The following is a 17,599-nucleotide window of genomic DNA, read 5'->3' on the forward strand; positions in this document are numbered from 1 at the left end:
TTCGCGATCATCCCCGCGATGTTCGCCGGGGTCTACCCGGGCCTGAGCCACCTCAACATCATGGGCCTGCACAGCCCCCAGTCCGCGATCACCTCGGCGATCATCTTCAACGCCCTGGTCATCATCGGCCTGATCCCGCTCGCCCTGCGCGGCGTGAAGTACCGCCCGTCCGACGCCAGTTCCCTGCTGGCCCGCAACATCGGGATCTACGGCGTCGGCGGCCTGGTCGTCCCCTTCATCGGGATCAAGCTGATCGACCTGATCGTCCAGTTCATCCCCGGCCTGAGCTGAGAGAACGAGAACAATGCCCACCATCGTGCGCACCCACCTCACCGCGCTGCGGGCGCTCTTGGTGATGACCGTCCTGTGCGGCATCGCCTATCCCCTGCTGATCACCGGCATCAGCCAGGCCGTCTTCAGCGACAAGGCCAACGGCTCGATCGTGAAGTCCGACGGCAAGGAGGTCGGTTCCAGCCTGCTCGGCCAGAACTACAACCTGCCCAAGACCAACCCCGATGACCCGAAGGAGGAGCCGGTGCCGGACCCGAAGTGGTTCCAGCCCCGGCCCTCCGCCAACAACTACGCAGGCGACAACTCGGGCGCCTCCAACCTCGGCCCGAACAGCGACGACCTGCTCAAGGCCGTCAACGACCGCCGCGCCGCCGTCGCCGCCTTCGACGGCGTCGACCCGGCGAGCGTGCCTGCCGACGCGCTGACCGCCTCCGGCTCCGGCCTCGACCCGCACATCTCCGTCGCCTACGCCAAGGAGCAGGTCGACCGGGTCGCCAGGGAACGGAACATCCCGACCGACACGCTGAACCAGCTGATCGGCAAGTACACCGAGGGCCGCTCGCTCGGCTTCCTCGGTCAGGAAGGCGTCAATGTCGTCCTGCTGAACAAGGCCGTGAGCGAGGCGAAGTGATCTCCTCGGCACACTGAGGATCGGGACCGACCCGGGCGCGGTGGACACACCTGCCGCTTCCGGGTCGGTCGCCCGCTTTCCCCGTCCGTCCAGCGGGGGCACCTCACCTCTCCGCGTGGAAGTCGACAGCACGCCCATACCGGCCGCCCTTCGTCAGAAAGCGCAACGCCCATGTCCCCTGACCTCACCCCCGGCACCGTGCACCGCCGCGGACGGCTGCGGGTCTACCTCGGCTCGGCTCCCGGCGTCGGCAAGACGTACCGGATGCTGGACGAGGCGCACCGGCGGCGGGATCGCGGCGCGGACGTGGTCGTCGGCTTCATCGAGACCCACGGGCGCAAGCACACCGCCGGGATGCTCGACGACCTGGAGGTGGTCCCCCGTGTCCGCCGACACTACCGGGACACCGAGTTCGAGGAGATGGACCTCGACGCGGTGCTCGCCCGCCGCCCGGCCGTCGTCCTGGTGGACGAGCTGGCGCACACCAACATCCCCGGCGGTCGGCACCCCAAGCGCTGGCAGGACGTCGAGGAACTGCTCGCCGCCGGGATCGACGTCATCACCACCGTCAACATCCAGCACCTGGAATCGCTGAACGACGTCGTCCAGAAGATCACCGGCATCCCCCAGCGCGAGACCGTCCCGGACGAGGTCGTCCGCCGAGCCGACCAGCTCGAACTCGTCGACATGGCCCCGCAGGCGCTGCGTCGACGCATGGCCCATGGCAACGTCTACAAGGCGGAGAAGGTCGACGCGGCCCTGTCCAACTACTTCCGGGTCGGCAACCTGACGGCACTTCGGGAACTCGCCCTGTTGTGGGTGGCCGGGCGCGTGGACGAGGGCCTGCGTGACTACCGGTCGACCCACAACATCGACCGCGTGTGGGAGACCCGCGAACGCGTCGTCGTGGCGCTGACCGGCGGCCCCGAGGGCGAGACGATCATCCGCCGCGCCGCCCGGATCGCCGACCGCACCGCCGGCGGCGAGCTGCTCGCCGTCCACGTCTCCCGCAGCGACGGCCTGGCCGGCGCCTCGCCCGGTGCGCTCGCCCAGCAGCGGCAATTGGTGGAGGACCTGGGCGGCAGCTACCACGTCGTGGTCGGCGACGACATCCCCACCGCGCTGCTCGCCTTCGCCCGCGCCCACGACGCCACCCAGCTGGTGCTCGGCACCAGCCGCCGAGGCCGGATCAACCGCTTCCTCACCGGCCCCGGCACCGGGCAGACCACCGTGGACGCCTCCGAGGACATCGACGTCCACATGGTCACCCACGAGTTCACCGGCCGCGGCCGACTGCCCTCGCTCGGTCGCCGCCACTCCAGGCGCCGCACCATCGCCGGGTTCGCCTCGGGCTTGATCGTGCCCGCGCTGCTGACGGCCGTACTGTCCCGGTTCCACACCTCGGTCAACCTCACGACCGACGCACTGATCTTCCAACTCGGCGTCGTGGCAGTGGCATTGCTCGGCGGTGCGACCTCGGCACTGCTGGCCTCGCTGGTGGCCTCCCTGCTGCTCAACTACTTCTTCATCCCGCCCGTCCACACCTTCACCATCGACGAGACCAACAACTTCATCGCCCTGATCGTCTTCGCGATCGTCGCACTCACCGTCTCCACCGTCGTCGACCACGCCGCCCGCCTCACCACCAGAGCCGCCCGCGCCACCGCCGAGGCCGAGGCCCTCTCCACCCTGGCCGGCAGCGTGCTGCGCGGCGCCGACGCCCTGCCCGCCCTGCTGGACAAGACCCGCACCGCATTCGGCCTGGACTCCGTCGCCCTGCTCGACCGCAGCGGCCGCACCATCGCCCGCAGCGATACCGACGGCGAACCGGCCGCGGACCGCACCGTCACCGAACTGCCGACCGGACCGGACGCGCTGCTGATCCTGGCCGGACGCCGGGTCTCCGCCGCCGACCAACGCGTCCTGACGGCCTTCGCCGCGCACATCGCCGCCGCACTGGAACGAGACCGCCTCGCCACCGCCGCCGCCGAGGTCGAGCCGATCAAGGCTGCCGACCGAATGCGCACCGCCCTGCTCGCCGCCGTCAGCCACGACCTGCGCACCCCGCTCGCCGCCGCGCTCGCCGCCGTCGGCTCACTGCGCAGCCCCGACGTCGAGTTCGCACCCGCCGACCGCGACGAACTCCTCACCATGGCCAACGAGTCACTGCTCAAGCTCACCGCACTGGTCGACAACCTCCTCGACATGAGCCGCCTCCAGGCCGGCGCACTCACCCTCAACCTGGAAGCCACCCAGCTCGACGAGGTACTGCCCCGGGCCATGGACTCCCTGGCCGACCCGGACGCCGCCGTCCAGCCCCTCGACCTCGACACCGCCCCCGCCCGTGCTCGCCGACCCGCCCCTGCTAGAACGCGTCCTCGCCAACCTCATCGCCAACGCACTGCGGCACAACGCCCCCGGCGCGCCCGTCCTGGTCACCGCGAGCGGCCACGCCGACCACGTCGAGGTCCGCGTCGTCGACCGCGGCCCCGGCATCGCCCCAGAGGACCGCGACCGGGTCTTCCTCCCCTTCCAACGCCTCGGCGACACCGACAACACCACCGGCGTCGGCCTCGGCCTCGCCCTCTCCCGCGGCCTCGCCGAAGCCATGGGCGGCACCCTCGAAGTCGAGGACACCCCCGGCGGCGGCACCACCATGCTGCTCACCCTGCCCGCTGCCGTCGACGAACCCCACGCCACCACACCGGTCGAGGAGGAGCAGTGAACCGCATCCTCCTGGTCGACGACGATCCACTCCTGCTACGGACCCTCCAACTCAACCTCCGCGCCCGCCAGTACGAGGTCCTCACCGCGAACAGCGGCCGGGCGGCACTCGACGCGGCCGAACGCGACACGCCCGACGCCGTCCTCCTCGACCTCGGCCTTCCCGACCTCGACGGCATCGACGTCCTCCGGCACCTGCGCGCCCACCTCGACGTGCCGATCATCGTCCTGTCCGGCCGCACCGAGCCCGAGGAGATGATCCGCGCCCTCGACGCCGGCGCCGACGACTACGTCACCAAACCGTTCGACCCCGACGAGCTGTTCGCCCGGCTGCGGGCCGTCCTGCGCAGGCCGTCCCGCCTCGTCCGCGAGCACAACCCCAGGATCGGCGAGTACGAGATCGACACGGACGCCACCACCGCCACCGGACCGTCCGGACCCGTCCGGCTCACCCCCATCGAGTGGAAGATCCTCACCCTCCTGCTGGCCAACCCGGGCCACCTGGTGTCCGGCCGGCAGATCCTGCGCGAGGTCTGGGGCCCAACCGCCGAGAAGCAGCGTCACTACCTGCGCGTGTACCTCGCGGGCCTGCGCCGCAAGCTCGAACCCGACCCCGCCCACCCCCGCCACCTGATCACCGAGGCTGGCATGGGCTACCGCTACGAGCCCTGACCCGCCCACGGGACCCCGATCCGGGGCCGGTCAGCTTGTTGCCCTTGGCGGCCAGCTGAGCGGCGCGCTTGGCATCCGCCTCCGGGCCGGCCTCGACAGCCTGGTACTCCAGCAGGACTTCGACGTTTTGCCTGCTCAGAGGCTGCATGTGACCACCCATTTTCCTCGGCGTGCCGCAGGACCGCCAGGCGTCGCTGGGCCTGGCAGTCCTGCTGCTGTTGCGATGAAGCGGGCATGGCAGGAATCCGTCATAGTCGGAGATCCGTGTGCCACCGATGTACGGCAGTTTTATAGCCAGAGCTAGAGGATCGGCTCGCAGCCGATCGCCTTGCCGCCGACGGTGAGGAACTGTCGTACCAGGCCGTCCTGGTCGGGGAACAACCGTGTGCGGGAGGACGGGTCGGACCCACCCATGACGGTGAAGTAGACGTCCTTGCCCCGGCAGGTGGCGATGAGCGTCCCGTGCGCGACCCACTGGGCCCGCCCGACGGTGCCTGTGTTGTCGTTCGGCCGTCTGGCCACGGTGGTGGCCTGCGGCTCAGTCGTGATCGCGAAGATCTGCGGGCTCAGGGACGACGACCCATCGGTGATCGTGCAGAACCAGATCGGGTCCGAGGCGGTGGTGACCTGCTGCCGGAAGGTCACCGGGGTGCTCGGGATCCTCGGGTCCTTGGCCGGGGCGAACCCGGGCAGTCCGCACAGGCTTGCCCAGTCCGGGTCCGTCTCGGCCCCCTTCGCCGACAGGCTCTTCGGTGCCGCGATCTTCCGGTCCCCGCACGCGCGCGCTTTGGCCGTCGCGTTGGCGAACGACACGGCCAAGCGGGCCCGCTCCTCGTCGTGGCCCTTCACGTCGTGGCCCTCCTCGTAGGTGGTCACCTCGGCCCGCACACCCTTGTCGCAACCCTCGGGGAGCACGGCCCACGCCGCCGTCGGGGTGACCGAGCCACCGGGGAACAGCCGGGCGTCCGACGCGGCCAACTCGGCCGGGCCGTCATCGGTGCCGCGGCGGATGGTGAAGTGCACGGTCTTCTCGGAGGTCTCGAACAGGCCGGACCTGACGGTGGCGTCGCAGTTGTTTCCGCTCCAGTTCTCCGTCAGCGAGTAGCGCTGGTCCTTGTGTTCACTGATCCGTCCTGACCCCAGGAGGTCGTGCACCTGGTCCGCCGAAGCCACCCCATCGCACACGCTGTCCGGCCCGCCGACGTTCGTCAGCCGGTTCAGCGCGAACCCTCCCGCCCCGATCGAGGCGAGGGCGAGCACCACCACCAACCACGCCCGGAGGGCGCCCGGGGTGAGCTCGCGTAGACCGCCCGCCCCGTCGAGCTCGTCGGCCGGCTCGTTCTTCTCGTCGGTTTCCACGGCGCTCACGCCCTGCCGAACACGGTGCGGTAGGTGTTGTCGATCCCGGTGTTGTAGGCGCTCCCCGCGCTTCGCTTGAGCTGATCGGGGACGCTGCCGTCGCCGTCCAGCGCGAAGTGGTCGTATCCGGACTCGACCAGCTTGTAATTGAGCATCGCGTCCAGCTGCTGCCGTCCGGCCGAGAAGTGGGAGCTCAGGTTGCCCTTGAGGTGGGTGTCGATCTCTCCCTTGGCGGAGTCCGCCCACATCGAGGTCCCGACGTCGACCAAGCGCTGCGCGGCATCCCCGAACTCCGGGATAAAGCCCACGACCCCGCCAATCGCGTGATAGGTCATCTTCGCCTGCCAGTCCACGGTCTTGTTGTCGGCGTCCGCATGGTCGAGCGCCGCGTCGGCGAACACTGCGTCCAGCGCGCCGAGGGTCGCGGCAGAGTGGTGGACGAGGGACTCCAGTCGAGGCTTCGCGCGGCCCGTCACGTCGGGCGTCATGGCGTCGCGGTCGAGCTGGTCCAGCCGGTGGGCGATCTCCTGGGTCTCGGCACTGTGGATGACGGCGTAGGACGACGGGTCCTCCGCGGCGCCTCGGATGAGGCGCAGAAGCTGGTCGGAGGTGACGGTCAGGCCGTCCGGCTGGGAAGGCCCGTACAGCTTCTCCTTGCCGAGGATCTCGTGCATGTCCGCGGCGTAGTCGGCGATCATGTCGGCCATCGGCCGGCGGAGTCCGGCGGGAAGGGAGGTCTTGTCCCCGGGGCCGGAGCCAGCGAACGACTTCATCGTCTCGTCCATGATCTGCGACATGACCCTGTCGTGCGGGCGGACGACGGGCTGATCGCCGTGCGGATCGCGGCCGGTGGTGGCCGCCTCCAGGGCGTAGCCGAAGGCGGTGCGCGAGGCGGTCTGCTCGGAGGGCGCCTTCTGCGCCTTCTCCTGGTCGGGCCACTTGCGCTCGTGCAGCAGGTAGTCCAGGTTCTTGCCCTTTCCGGGGTCGAGGAAGTCCTTCGACGCCTCGGGGTTGCGGCTGAGCGCGTTCGTCAGGCCGCCCATCGGGTCCGTCTGGTAGGGGCGGCCGGTCCACTTCGGGCCCCAGAGGTCCTCGCCCTTGTCCTTGCTGCCGCGCTCGTAGTCGACCAGGTCGTTGCCGACCTTGAGCAGGAAGGCCTTGTCGAACGTTCCCTTGGCCCCCATCAGGGCGGTCAGCGCCGGGTAGTTGGTGTTGTACCCGTCGGCGCCGTCGCGGCGCCGGGCGGCGGCCAGCAGCTGGTTCTCCCAGTCCTTGCCCATGCCGCCGTCGTGGGTGGCGGTGGCGAGGGAGACGGACAGGCCGTCGAGGACGGCCTGGAAGTCGTGGGCGTGGCGCTTGCCGTGGGCGAGGCCGTCATAGATCCCGCTGTACGCCAGGAGGGCGTCCTGGCCGGTCTTGCCGTGGTACTCCAGACCGTTGATCAGGGTGGTGGCGAAGTCCTTGTTGCCCGCGTTGGCGGCCAGGAGGTCCTGGAGTTTCTTCAGCTCCGGAGGGGTGAGGTCGTCGGCCTTGGCCAGCAGGGTCTTGGCCCGGTTGGCGTCGGCGACCGGGCCGCCGCCGTAAGGAGCGGGGTTGAAGGACGTGGTGCTGGTGCCGATGTCGCCCCGGAGCGCGGCGGCGGCCCGCTGGTCGGCGCCAGCGGCCTTCTCGACGGCCTTGGTCAGGCGGGTCTGGATGGCCTCGGCCTTGGTCCTCAGCTCTTGCGCGAGTGTCGCGCTGTCGGTGTCGTTCCGGGCCTCCTTCGGCAGGGTCCAGTTGACGACGCCGTCCGCGGTGACGGTCATCTTGTCGGTCTGCGCGTCGTGGATCGCGGTGTCGAGCTCGCGCCGGGCGGCGGCGAAGTCCTCGGCGGCGGCCTTCATGATCGAGGCCAGCGCGGTGGCGACCTTCGAGGCCTGTTTGAAGTCGCCGTCGATGCCCTGGAGCACCTTGGTCGCGCCGTCGGCGGCCGTGCCCTCCCAGCCGGCCCGCTGGGCGGTGGGCGTGAGGTCCTTGGTGACCCGGTCGTCCAGTGAGGTGAGGGACTTTGCGACGCCGGACCACGCGTCGGCGGCGTCGCTGATCCCGGAGAAGTCCGCCTCGTGCAGTTCTTTGAAGGACACCATGTGCCCGAAATCCCCCTTCAGGCGCCCGCGGTCAGGTTGGCGGCGGTCGCGGTTTCGTTGGTGCGGTACCCCTGCTGGGACCGGTCCAGGTTGGCGGCAGCGGAATCGAGCCGGTCGTGCAGAGCCGTGCACTGCTGCAGCCAACGTTCGGTGCTGTCAGTGAGGGCGCCGCCGAAGGCGAAGCCGCGGACCTTCGTCGCCGCGGTGCTCGCGTATTCCGTGAGGCTGTGCGCACCGGCCCCGGCCTTGCCGTTGGTGCTGTTCAGATCGGTGGCTATCTGCCGGGCGGCCCCGGCCGAGGCACCGAGTTCGTACGGGGTGTCCAGGCGGGTAGTCACCGGTCCGGGGGCCGGGTGAGACGGGGGCCTGCCGGCACCGCCGGCCAGGACGAGCCTGCCGGGCGCCGGGCCCTCGTTGGTACCGCCGGTCCGGCCGGGAGCGGTGGCCGGGGCGACCGGCCCGGTGGTGAACTGCGGGCTGACCATGTGTGTGCGACTCCCCCTCAAGTGAGAAAAGTGCGAACCGCCTCTGCGGGAGGAGGCCCCATCAGCAGCCTCCGTTTGCATGCTGACGCACTCTCACGGGGCCCGGTTGCGGATTCGCAGACGATCTCTGTCAAGGGTTCGTCAAGAGGCTGCAGGCCCGAACCGGAGCCCTTCCCGAAGCGCCGAAATCAGTAATGCAATCTTGACGCCATTCGGGATCGAGGCGAACTGACAGTGACTTAGGATCAGTTGTCACGTCATCAGTTGGTGTACCTCACGCGGGCGGAATGGCAGCTGAGAGCCCGGCGGCGTCGACGCTCCGGCCAGGCAGCACCTGGTGTTGGTGACGCTCAGCACCGAACACCGGCAGCACTGGGACCACTGGGCGGCGGTGGTGGGCACCGCCCTGCGGAACCTGTCGCTGCTCGCGCCGCGCCCGGCCGAGGCGGCACCGCCCGCCGTACCGGCGCCGGCGGCCTAGCCGCCGACCGGCCTGGAGGAGCGGGTCCGGCAGGCGTTCGGCTGACGGCGGTGTTCAGCCGGCGGCGGGAGGCCGCCGGTGTTCGGCCGGTGGCGAGAGGAGGTTCGGCGTGATGCGGTTCCTGCTGGACGTGCGAATGGTCCTGCTCGGCCTGGTGGGCCTCGGCAACCTGTGGTGGCTCTACCGGCTGATCACGGTCCGCAGGCTCCGCCGGCAGTGCGAGGGTGTGCCCGTGGAGCAGCAACTCGCCGAGATGCGCGCCGAACTGGCGGCGGCACCGAGCGACACCGTGCTGTTCGACCTGCTGAAGGCGAAGTACCCGGCGGTCAAGGCCGAGCAGGCCGCCGAGGTGGCGCGGTCCGTGGGGCCCTGGCAGGTGATCGAGCGCGGGCCCGACGGAGTGCCAAGCTGGGTGTCCCGACACGCCGAGCGCGCACCGCAGGACCAATCTCCGGCCGAGCAACAGAGGCTGGGGCCGCTGGTCAAGCTGCTCTCGGTGGTCTGCACGCTACTCGCCCTGGCCACCGTCTGGTTCGCCTATCCGCACGTCAACCACCTTGGCCTGGCCGGGATCTGGGTCACCTACGGCGCGGCGCTCCTGCTGCTGGTGCGCTGGGACGTCGGCTGGACGCAGTCGGTCCTGCTGGTGCTGCCGACCCTCCTGATCGGCGGCTTCGCGTTCATCATGGTCATCGGCTGGGCGCACTCCCACGCGATGGAGAAGGCCGGCGGTTTGGGCGGCATGCCGGATGCGGTCGGCCTGGTGCTGTCGCTCTTGTTCGGCCTGTTGGCGGCCGTCATGCCGATCCTCGTTGAGAAGGGCCAGGCCGAGAAGAGCGCGGCCCGGAAGGACGCGGGCGAGCGGCGCTGAGCGCACACGAGGAAGCGGACCCACGGGCCCACCGGGCCGGGGCATCACCATGGGTCGATCTCCTCCAGCGCGGACCGCCTTGCCTTCGTGTTGCTGCACCAGGTGCCCAGCGCCAGACCCTCCCTGGCCCGAACTGACCGCGGCACCCGACTATGCCCCTCCCATTCGATGAACACCAAGTCCAGAGGCGGCCCATATTGTTCCGATGACCGACCCCATTCACATCAGCCTTCCCGGCAAGACTCCGGTTTCACGCTTCGCCAGCCGAGCGTCTGGAGGCGGCCAGAATATGTATGTGGAATTCATCGCCGAGGACGGACGAATATGACTGTTCCGTGAGTTCTCCCAGCTAGAGGAATTCCCTGCCTCTGACACCTGGCCTGCTCCGTACTGGCGCGACCTGCTGGAAGTGGATGACCAGGCGCTCGTTCCCCACAGCGCCAAGCGATACGACCTGTTCCAGATGATCAATGGCTATCTCCGCTGGACCGACGGCCACGAAGCCCGGCCTTGGAGCGATCTGTGCGTTCAGCTGGCCTTGCCTGCGAGCCCTTGGAAGCTGCTCGACGACACAACGGATCATTAGCGCGCCGCGATTCCCCTGGCTCCTGCGGATCCGGAGCCTCGCCTGCGCTTTCCATACAGGCCCCTGACGTCGCGCCGCCTTGCACACGGCGCAACCAGGCGGCAAGGGTGGAGCGGACCACGCAACCACACTTGCGCTGAAGGGAATTCGATGGCTTCCCGCACAGTCTCCCGCCTCACCGTCACCGTCACCGCGCTCTGCGCTGCGACCGCCGCCGCTCTGCTGGCCGTCGGCGCCGCACCGGCGAGTGCGGCCGCGCCGGACGATCAGGCCAACGGCGGCGGCTTCCGAACCGTCGCGGCCAGCGAGGGCCTCACCGCGGAGAGCGCCGCCGTCCGCGCCCTCGCGGTCCACCTCCGAACCCCGGCCGACACCCTGTGCACCGGCACCTGGACGCACGCGGTGTCCACCGTCCAGTTCCAGCGCTCATCGGGTGGCACGCTGGCCTGGAGCTTCAAGCTGTCCAACACCGCAAAGGGCGCGCTCGGGCCGACCGTGACCGTGACGATGCCGTACTCCTACATCAACGGCCGCGCCATCAACCCGCCGTACCACCCGCACACCGAGCCGAACTGGTACAACTTCCACGGCAGCCTTAATAGTTACCAGTTCATCGGCGGCGGTGGCGGTGGCACCATCCAGACCGGCAACAAGGTCACCTTCTACTGGTTCCTCAAGGGCTCCAAGCCGAACACCGCGGCCGACCGCTACATCACCTGCCAGGTCCCGAGGCCCGGCAGCGCCTGACCGGCCGGCGGAAGACGAGGAGGGATACAGCGATGCACGACGTCGGCAAGCAGCGGATCGAGGTCCTGGACAGGCAGTACGAACTGACGGTCCATTCCCTCACCCGAACGGCGGAGGAGTTCACCGTGACGTACTCCATCACCCCGCCCCTCCCGAACGACGTCCCTCCCGTCTCCCCCGCCGCGCCGCCGCTGTTCCTCTGGCTGGAGGCCACCGACGACCTCGGCAACCACTACACCGACTACGGCGGCGCCCACGGATTGAGCACCGACGGACTACGGACGCAGGGCACCATCTCCGGGCAGCCCGCGGTCGCTGCCGAGGCCGACCGGCTCACCGTGAGGCTCGTCTTCCTTCAAGGGGCATCGGAACACGGGTACGAGTTCTCGCTGCCGCTGCCGGACGAAGCCTGAGACGTCCCGACGCCTGGCCTCCGCCTCCCGGTCAGGCGAACTCGCGCAGGCGGGGCCGGACTCCCAGTGCGGTCAGGGCGAGCGCGGCCGCCAGGGCCGCCGCGCCGAGGCCTGCGGTGGTGGCGTCGAGGTCGTCGTCAGTGGCGGCGACGGCTCCGTCGAATGCCCGCTGGTTGATGGCCTGGGTGTCGTCGAGGGCGGTGCTGAGCACGTCGAAGTCGGCGTTGGACTGGCCCGGGGTGGTGCCGGTGTCGAAGGTGACCGCTTCCTTGAGCTTGCCCTGGGCGTTCAGCTCGCGGATCTTCCGGTCGTCCCGCTGGTACTGCTGGAAGGCGGCCAGCACCCGCTCTGCCGCCTCCTGTTCGCCGGCGAAGGTGATGTTGCGCAGTTCGTCGCCGAGGTAGCCGCCGAAGCCCACCTGGCCGTGGTCGGCCCGGTGCCGGTCGGCCAGCGCGGCGAGCTTGTCGCTGTACGAGGCGAGCGTGGCGCCGTCGACCCGGGCGAAGGACTGGGTCTTGTCGAGGAAGCTCTGCTCGTAGGCGGCCGCCCGGGCGGGGTCGGTCAGGTAGCGGCTCTCGTCGGCGTTGAGGTCGTACGCCACCGCGCGCGCCCGACTGAGGGCGATCACCGAGTCGAAGGAGTTACTCTTGGCGACCACCAGCTGGTGGTCCACCCGGGAGGCCAGCGTCAGCGCGGTGACCAGTCCGGCGAGGGTGAGCAGGGTCGTGACGGCCAGCGGCACGTTCACCAGCCGCCGGTAGCGCACCGCCAGCAGGCGCTGCAGGCCGACCAGGGCCGCGAGCGCGAGCAGACCGGTGACCAGGATCCCCCACCAGCCGCCCGCCAGGGCATCGCGCTGGTCGGTGTAGTTGCGTTCCACGACCACCGCGTTGGCCTTGGTCACCTCGTCGACGGCAGGCAGCAACTGCTGGCGCAGCAGGTCGGTGGCCTGCCGATAGGCGGCGAGGGCGTCCGCCGAGGGGCGGCCAGCCGAAGCGTGGGCCTGGTCCTCCAGCAGCTGGGCGCGGGCCACCAGGGCCTCGTAGCGGCCGAGTTCGCCGATGACGGTCTGCACCGCCCGCTGCCCGGCCGCGTCACCGGCCACCGCCTCCGTGACGCGCTGCAGGTCGGTGTCGGCCTGGGTGCGGCGCTGCTCGTAGGTGTCCAGGGTCGCCTTGCGCAGCGCCGCGTAGTCCGGATCGGCGCCGAACAGCAGCAGATTGGCGGCCTGGGCGTCCATGTCGTTGAGCGCGAAGTAGAGGTCGGCCGAACGCACCACCTGAGGGGCGGCCCGGTGGCCAATCACGTCCGTGCCGTCCCGGGCGCCGCCCAGGACGGTGGCAGTCGTGGCACCGGCGGCGAGCAGCGTCATCAGGCAGAGCCCGGCGAGGGCGCGCACCAGGCGCGGAGTGTTCCACCAGGCCCGGGTGCGCCAGGACCGGCCGGGCCGGTGACGGGGGGCGCGCGGCGCGGGGAGTGGTAGGGCTGTCTCCTGTCGCGCTGTCTCCGACGCGACCGTTTTCCCCACGACAGCCGTACCGCCCGACGTTCCCGTTGGCATCGCCGCGCGCCCCCTCCCCTGTTTTTCACTGGCCGCCGAACCTTGCCCGGAGGAACCCGCCGGGGGTCGGGGTTCGGCAAACGGTTCGCCGTCAGGCCCCACGCCCGGGCGGCGAACCGTTTCCTCGCAGCTCACACTAGGTGCGGCCGAACATCCGTCCGCCCGCTCTGACGCGTCCTTGACGCGGCCGAGGACGATCTTGACGAGGCATTCACACAGGATCCGGCCAGGTACGCGGCCCCCGCACGGAGCGTGCGGGGCTACTGGCTCTCAGTGGCTGATCGTCCACTGCTGTTCGGCGGACCCCTCGCAGGTCCAGCCGAGCGTCTTCCGGTCCTCGCGGTAGGTCAGGCAGTAGGCCGGAAGGAGCGGGCGCCGACGCGGAACGCGAGTCTCGCCCGTCCCGGATACCTGGTTCAGGGCTGGAACCGGTAGCCGATCCCGGGCTCCGTGATCAGATGGCGCGGCCGGGCAGGGTCGGGTTCGAGCTTCCGGCGCATGCTGGAGAAGAAGACTCTCAAGTAGTTGCTCTGGTTCGCCGCGTCCGGACCCCAGACCTCGCTCAGGATCTGTTGCCCGGGTACCAGTCTCCCGGGGTTGGCCAGCAGGAGGCCGAGGATCTTCCACTCGGTCGGGGTCAGCCGGATCGGGCCGTCCGGGCCGGTGATCGTGCCTGCCTCCAGGTCGACGGCGTTCGGCCCGATCCGCGTCGACGGCGAGGTCTCGGGTTCGGCGGGCCGACGCAGCACAGCGCGGAGCCGGGCCAGCAGTTCGTCCATCACGAACGGCTTGGTCACGTAGTCGTCCGCGCCCGCGTCGAACGCGCGGAGCTTGTCCTCGATCTGGGCCCGCCCGGTCAGCACGATGATCGGCACGGCCAACATGGAGCGCATGCCGTGGATCACGTCGACCCCGTCGAAGTCCGGCAGCCCTAGGTCCAGGAGGACGGCGTCGGGCGAGGACCGGCCCACCGAGTCCAGCGCCTGCTGACCGGTGGCTGCGGTGAGCACCGAATAGTGTCTGGCCTGCAGACTGATCCGCAGGGTGCGCCGCAGCGCCGGCTCGTCGTCGACGACGAGGATGTGGCTCACCGGTCCGCGTTCCTCTCCAGTTCAAGGGTGTCGGGCTCCTCGTGCCCCGTGGACGGCGCTGTCGGCAGGACGAGGAGCATGGTGGTGCCCCCGCCGGGGGTGTCCTCGACGTCCAGGCTGCCGCCCATGGCCTCGGCGAGGCCGCGGGAGAGGGCAAGTCCGAGGCCGACGCCGGTGGTGTTGTCGGTGTCGCCGAGGCGCTGGAAGGGCAGGAAGACCCGGTCGCGGTCCTCGGGGGCGATGCCGGGGCCGCGGTCGATCACCCGGATCTCGACCTGGTCGGCGTGGTGGCTGGCGGTGACCAGGACGGGCGCGCCGGGGGCGTTGTGCCGCAGTGCGTTGGCGATGAGGTTGGCGAGGACGCGTTCCAGCAGCGGCGGGTCGGCGAGTACCGGCGGGGCAGTGTCCAGGTCGAGCGGCTGGACCGGCGCCTGCGGGTCGGACAACGAGTCCACGGCGTGCACCAGCATCTCCTCCAGTGAAATGGGCGCCAAATGGAGGGTGAGGGCGCCGGCCTGGAGGCGGCTCATGTCGAGCAGGTTGTCAACCAGTCGGGTGAGCTTGACCAGTGACTCGTCGGCGGTGGCGAGGAGTTCGGCCTGGTCCTCGGGCGAGAACTCGACGTCGGGGCTGCGCAGCGAGCCGACCGAGGCGCGGGCGGCGGCGAGCGGGGTGCGCAGGTCGTGGCTGACGGCGGCGAGCAGGGCGGTGCGCATCCGGTCGGCGGCCTTGATCGGCTCGACCTCGGCGGCGACCACGGCCAGCCGGTCACGTTCCAGCGCGGCGCCGACGTGGGCGGCGAAGGCGGTGAGCACCCGCTGGTCGGCGGCGGGCAGCCGGCGGCCGGTGAGCACCAGGACGGCGTCGGCGCCGACCGGGACCTCGGTGGTCTCGTACGGCCCCTCGCCGTCGTCCGGGTGCTCGGTCTCGCAGTGGGCGAGCACCTCGCCGTCGGAGCGGGAGAGCAGCGCGACGGTCTGCATGCCGAAGGCCGTACGGGACTTCTCCAGCAGGGCGGGCAGCGCGTCGGCGCCGCGAAGCACGCTGCCGGCCAGGGTGGAGAGGGTCTCGGCCTCGGCGGTGGCGCGGGCGGCCCGGGTGGTGAGCCGGCCGGCGTGGTCGACCACGGTGGAGACGGCGAGCGCGACCGTGACGAACACCAGGAGGGCGACGATGTTGTTCGTCTCACCGATGGTCAGATCGTGCGCCGGTGGGATGAAGAAGTAGTTCAGCAGCACCGAGGCGACGACGGCCGCCACCACGGCGGAGACCGCCCCACCGAGCAACGCGACGGACACCACGCCGAGCTGGAAGACCAACGCGTCCGTGGTCAGGTTCAGCTGGGCGTGAAACTGTGAGAGCACGGGCGTGAGCAACACGGGCACGATCAAACCCGAGGCGAACCCGGCGATGGTGCGGCGCTTGGAGTGGCGGCGGCCGAGCGAGGGCAGTCGGCCGCGGCCGGTGAACTCGTGGGTGACCATGTGGACGTCGATGTCCTCGGAGGCGTCCACGGTGGTCTGCCCGGTGCCGGGGCCGGTGAGGAAGCGGTTGATCTGGCCTCGGCGGCTGGTGCCGAGCACCAGCTGGGTGGCGTCGTGGGCGCGGGCGAAGGCGAGCAGCGCGGTGGGGATGTCGTCGCCGACCACGACGTGGTAGCTGCCGCCCAGGTCCTCCACCAGTTGCCGCTGCTGGGCGAGCGCACCGGGCGAGGCGCCGGCCAGGCCGTCGCTGCGGGAGACGTGAACGGCGAGCAGCTCGCCGCCGGCGGTGCGGTCGGCGATCCGGGCGGCGCGGCGGATGATCGTCTCGCCCTCGGGGCCGCCGGTCAGCGCCACGACGACGCGTTCGCGGGTCTCCCACACGCGGTCGATGTTGTGGCTGGCCCGGTAGTCGCGCAGACCCTCGTCCACCCGCCCGGCCACCCAGAGCAGGGCGAGTTCCCGCAGGGCGGTGAGGTTGCCGACCCGGAAGTAGTTGGAGAGCGCGGCGTCCACCTTCTCCGCCTTGTAGACGTTGCCATGGGCCATGCGCCGACGCAGCGCCTGCGGGGCCATGTCGACGAGTTCGAGCTGGTCGGCCCGACGGACCACCTCGTCCGGGACGGTCTCGCGCTGGGGGATGCCGGTGATCTTCTGGACGACGTCGTTCAGCGATTCCAGGTGCTGGACGTTGACGGTGGTGATGACGTCGATCCCGGCGCCGAGCAGCTCCTCGACGTCCTGCCAGCGCTTGGCGTGCCGCCCGCCGGGGATGTTGGTGTGCGCCAGCTCGTCCACCAGGACGACGGACGGGCAGCGGGCGAGCACCGCGTCGAGGTCCATCTCCTCGAACTCGGCGTCGCGGTAGGAGCGGTGGGCCCGCGGCAGGACCTCCAGCCCCTCGGTCATGGCCTCGGTGTGGCGGCGGCCGTGGCACTCGATGTACCCGACCACGACGTCGGCCCCGCGCTCCTGTCTGCGCCGGGCCTCGTCCAGCATCCGGTAGGTCTTGCCGACCCCCGGGGCGGAACCGAGGTACACCCTCAGTCGGCCCCTGCGGATGCCGGAGCCGGGGGTGAGGTCGCGGGCCATGGGCACTGCTCTTTCCTTGTGTCGCCAGCAGGTTGGTGGTGCGCAGACATGGACGACCGACCCGGGCAGCAGGGGGGTGCTCCCCGCGCCCGGGTCGGTGTCATCACCTGGCAGATTGACGGATTGTCATCACTTCTGTTCGCTGATCGCCTTGTTGAGGAGGACGACGTTGACGCCCTCGTCACCGAGGAAACCGAGCGAACGGCCCTCGGTGTACTTGTCGACCAGCTTGGCGACCGTCTCCACCGGCAGGTTGCGCTTCTGCGCGACCCGGTTGACCTGCTCCTTGGCGTAGGCCACCGAGATGTGCGGGTCGAGGCCGGAACCGGAGGCGGTCAACGCGTCGGCCGGCACGCTCGCCGGGTCGACGCCGTCGAACGCGGCGACGGCGGCGCGCCGGTCGTTGACGGCCTTGAGCAGGTCGTCGCTGTTCGGGCCGAGGTTGGAGGCGCTGGAGGAGGACGGGTCGTAGCCCGTCCCGGCGGCGGAGGGCCGGGGCTGGAACCACTTCGGGTCCGGCACCGGGTCCTCCTTCGGGTCGTCCGGGTTCTTCTTCGGCAGGTTGAAGTTCTGGCCGAGCAGGCTGGAGCCGACCTCCTTGCCGTCGGACTTCACGATCGAGCCGTTGGCCTTGTCGCTGAACGCGACCTGGCTGATCCCGGTGACCAGCAGCGGGTAGGCAATTCCGAGGATCACCGTGAGCACCAGGAGCACGCGCAGAGCGGTGAAGTGGGTCCGCACGGTGGCGGGCAGGGGCTTGGACATTGCGGTGGCTCCTTTCTCAGTTGAGGCCGGGGATGAACTGGACGATCAGGTCGATCAGCTTGATGCCGATGAAGGGGACGACCAGACCGCCGACGCCGTAGATCCCGATGTTGCGGGCCAGCAGTGAGCTGGCGTCGGACGGGCGGTACTTCACGCCGCGCAGGGCGAGCGGGATCAGGCCGATGATGACCAGGGCGTTGAAGACGATCGCGGAGGTGATCGC

Annotated in this window: 13 protein-coding genes and 4 pseudogenes; 9 read left to right on the forward strand and 8 right to left on the reverse strand. The window is 70.3% G+C overall.

Annotated features, from left to right (window positions below):
- The 4 genes and pseudogenes from ACWCYO_RS36910 to ACWCYO_RS36925 form a co-directional block, all read left to right on the forward strand.
- Positions 1 to 291 (forward strand): annotated as a pseudogene (locus ACWCYO_RS36910) (potassium-transporting ATPase subunit B); the annotation flags it as partial.
- Positions 292 to 304: 13 nt separating this feature from the next.
- Positions 305 to 922, forward strand: a complete 618-nt coding sequence (gene kdpC / locus ACWCYO_RS36915; protein ID WP_449786667.1) for a K(+)-transporting ATPase subunit C — start codon at positions 305 to 307, stop codon at positions 920 to 922.
- 171 nt (positions 923 to 1,093) lie between these two features.
- Positions 1,094 to 3,647, forward strand: a pseudogene (locus tag ACWCYO_RS36920) (ATP-binding protein).
- Between the two features lie 65 nt (positions 3,648 to 3,712).
- Positions 3,713 to 4,318: pseudogene (locus ACWCYO_RS36925) on the forward strand (response regulator); the annotation flags it as partial.
- Positions 4,319 to 4,618: 300 nt separating this feature from the next.
- On the opposite strand, the gene ACWCYO_RS36930 reads toward ACWCYO_RS36925, so the two are convergent.
- The 3 genes from ACWCYO_RS36930 to ACWCYO_RS36940 are packed head-to-tail and all read right to left on the reverse strand — an operon-like array spanning position 4,619 to position 8,288.
- Positions 4,619 to 5,686, reverse strand: a complete 1,068-nt coding sequence (locus ACWCYO_RS36930) for a hypothetical protein (protein ID WP_270140933.1) — start codon at positions 5,684 to 5,686, stop codon at positions 4,619 to 4,621.
- Complete coding sequence (locus tag ACWCYO_RS36935; RefSeq protein ID WP_270140935.1) at positions 5,683 to 7,803, reverse strand: hypothetical protein; 2,121 nt, start codon at positions 7,801 to 7,803, stop codon at positions 5,683 to 5,685. Before ACWCYO_RS36935 ends, ACWCYO_RS36930 begins: the two co-directional genes overlap by 4 nt.
- A gap of 17 nt (positions 7,804 to 7,820) precedes the next feature.
- Positions 7,821 to 8,288: a hypothetical protein gene (locus ACWCYO_RS36940; RefSeq protein WP_270140937.1), complete on the reverse strand. Its 468-nt coding sequence runs from the start codon at positions 8,286 to 8,288 to the stop codon at positions 7,821 to 7,823.
- Positions 8,289 to 8,631: 343 nt separating this feature from the next.
- Here ACWCYO_RS36940 and ACWCYO_RS36945 point away from each other — a divergent pair, with 343 nt between their 5' ends.
- The 5 genes from ACWCYO_RS36945 (at position 8,632) to ACWCYO_RS36965 (ending at position 11,386) form a co-directional block, all read left to right on the forward strand.
- On the forward strand, positions 8,632 to 8,769 hold the full coding sequence (locus tag ACWCYO_RS36945) for a hypothetical protein (protein WP_449786668.1): 138 nt from the start codon (positions 8,632 to 8,634) through the stop codon (positions 8,767 to 8,769).
- A gap of 109 nt (positions 8,770 to 8,878) precedes the next feature.
- Complete coding sequence (locus ACWCYO_RS36950; protein ID WP_449786669.1) at positions 8,879 to 9,640, forward strand: hypothetical protein; 762 nt, start codon at positions 8,879 to 8,881, stop codon at positions 9,638 to 9,640.
- Positions 9,641 to 10,049: 409 nt separating this feature from the next.
- Positions 10,050 to 10,226 carry a hypothetical protein gene (locus ACWCYO_RS36955; RefSeq protein ID WP_449786670.1) on the forward strand — a complete coding sequence of 59 codons (177 nt, stop codon included), beginning with the start codon at positions 10,050 to 10,052 and terminating at the stop codon, positions 10,224 to 10,226.
- A 150-nt stretch (positions 10,227 to 10,376) separates the two neighbouring features.
- The gene (locus ACWCYO_RS36960; RefSeq protein ID WP_449786671.1) at positions 10,377 to 10,973 is read left to right on the forward strand and encodes a hypothetical protein; all 597 of its coding nucleotides are present in this window, start codon (positions 10,377 to 10,379) and stop codon (positions 10,971 to 10,973) included.
- A 32-nt stretch (positions 10,974 to 11,005) separates the two neighbouring features.
- Entirely contained in the window at positions 11,006 to 11,386 is a 381-nt protein-coding gene (locus ACWCYO_RS36965) for a hypothetical protein (protein WP_270140945.1), read from the forward strand.
- A gap of 31 nt (positions 11,387 to 11,417) precedes the next feature.
- Here ACWCYO_RS36965 and ACWCYO_RS36970 read toward each other — a convergent pair whose 3' ends face one another.
- The 5 genes and pseudogenes from ACWCYO_RS36970 to ACWCYO_RS36990 all read right to left on the reverse strand — a co-directional run.
- On the reverse strand, positions 11,418 to 12,785 hold the full coding sequence (locus ACWCYO_RS36970; protein ID WP_449786672.1) for a hypothetical protein: 1,368 nt from the start codon (positions 12,783 to 12,785) through the stop codon (positions 11,418 to 11,420).
- A 578-nt stretch (positions 12,786 to 13,363) separates the two neighbouring features.
- Positions 13,364 to 14,038, reverse strand: a complete 675-nt coding sequence (locus ACWCYO_RS36975; RefSeq protein ID WP_270140948.1) for a response regulator — start codon at positions 14,036 to 14,038, stop codon at positions 13,364 to 13,366.
- Entirely contained in the window at positions 14,035 to 16,611 is a 2,577-nt protein-coding gene (locus tag ACWCYO_RS36980; RefSeq protein ID WP_449786673.1) for an ATP-binding protein, read from the reverse strand. The genes ACWCYO_RS36975 and ACWCYO_RS36980 overlap by 4 nt, the downstream gene beginning before the upstream one ends.
- A gap of 129 nt (positions 16,612 to 16,740) precedes the next feature.
- Positions 16,741 to 17,376 (reverse strand): K(+)-transporting ATPase subunit C, encoded by a 636-nt coding sequence (kdpC, locus tag ACWCYO_RS36985; RefSeq protein WP_270140952.1) that lies wholly within the window; start codon positions 17,374 to 17,376, stop codon positions 16,741 to 16,743.
- Positions 17,377 to 17,392: 16 nt separating this feature from the next.
- Positions 17,393 to 17,599 (reverse strand): annotated as a pseudogene (locus tag ACWCYO_RS36990) (potassium-transporting ATPase subunit B); the annotation flags it as partial.

It is taken from the genome of Kitasatospora sp. NPDC001683 (assembly GCF_053596495.1).

Coding starts and splice junctions, on each gene's coding strand:
- kdpC (WP_449786667.1), top strand. CDS start 305: ATGCCCACCATCGTGCGCACCCACCTCACCGCGCTGCGGGCGCTCTTG.
- ACWCYO_RS36935 (WP_270140935.1), bottom strand. CDS start 7,803: ATGGTGTCCTTCAAAGAACTGCACGAGGCGGACTTCTCCGGGATCAGC.
- ACWCYO_RS36940 (WP_270140937.1), bottom strand. CDS start 8,288: ATGGTCAGCCCGCAGTTCACCACCGGGCCGGTCGCCCCGGCCACCGCT.
- ACWCYO_RS36960 (WP_449786671.1), top strand. CDS start 10,377: ATGGCTTCCCGCACAGTCTCCCGCCTCACCGTCACCGTCACCGCGCTC.
- ACWCYO_RS36965 (WP_270140945.1), top strand. CDS start 11,006: ATGCACGACGTCGGCAAGCAGCGGATCGAGGTCCTGGACAGGCAGTAC.
- ACWCYO_RS36980 (WP_449786673.1), bottom strand. CDS start 16,611: ATGGCCCGCGACCTCACCCCCGGCTCCGGCATCCGCAGGGGCCGACTG.
- kdpC (WP_270140952.1), bottom strand. CDS start 17,376: ATGTCCAAGCCCCTGCCCGCCACCGTGCGGACCCACTTCACCGCTCTG.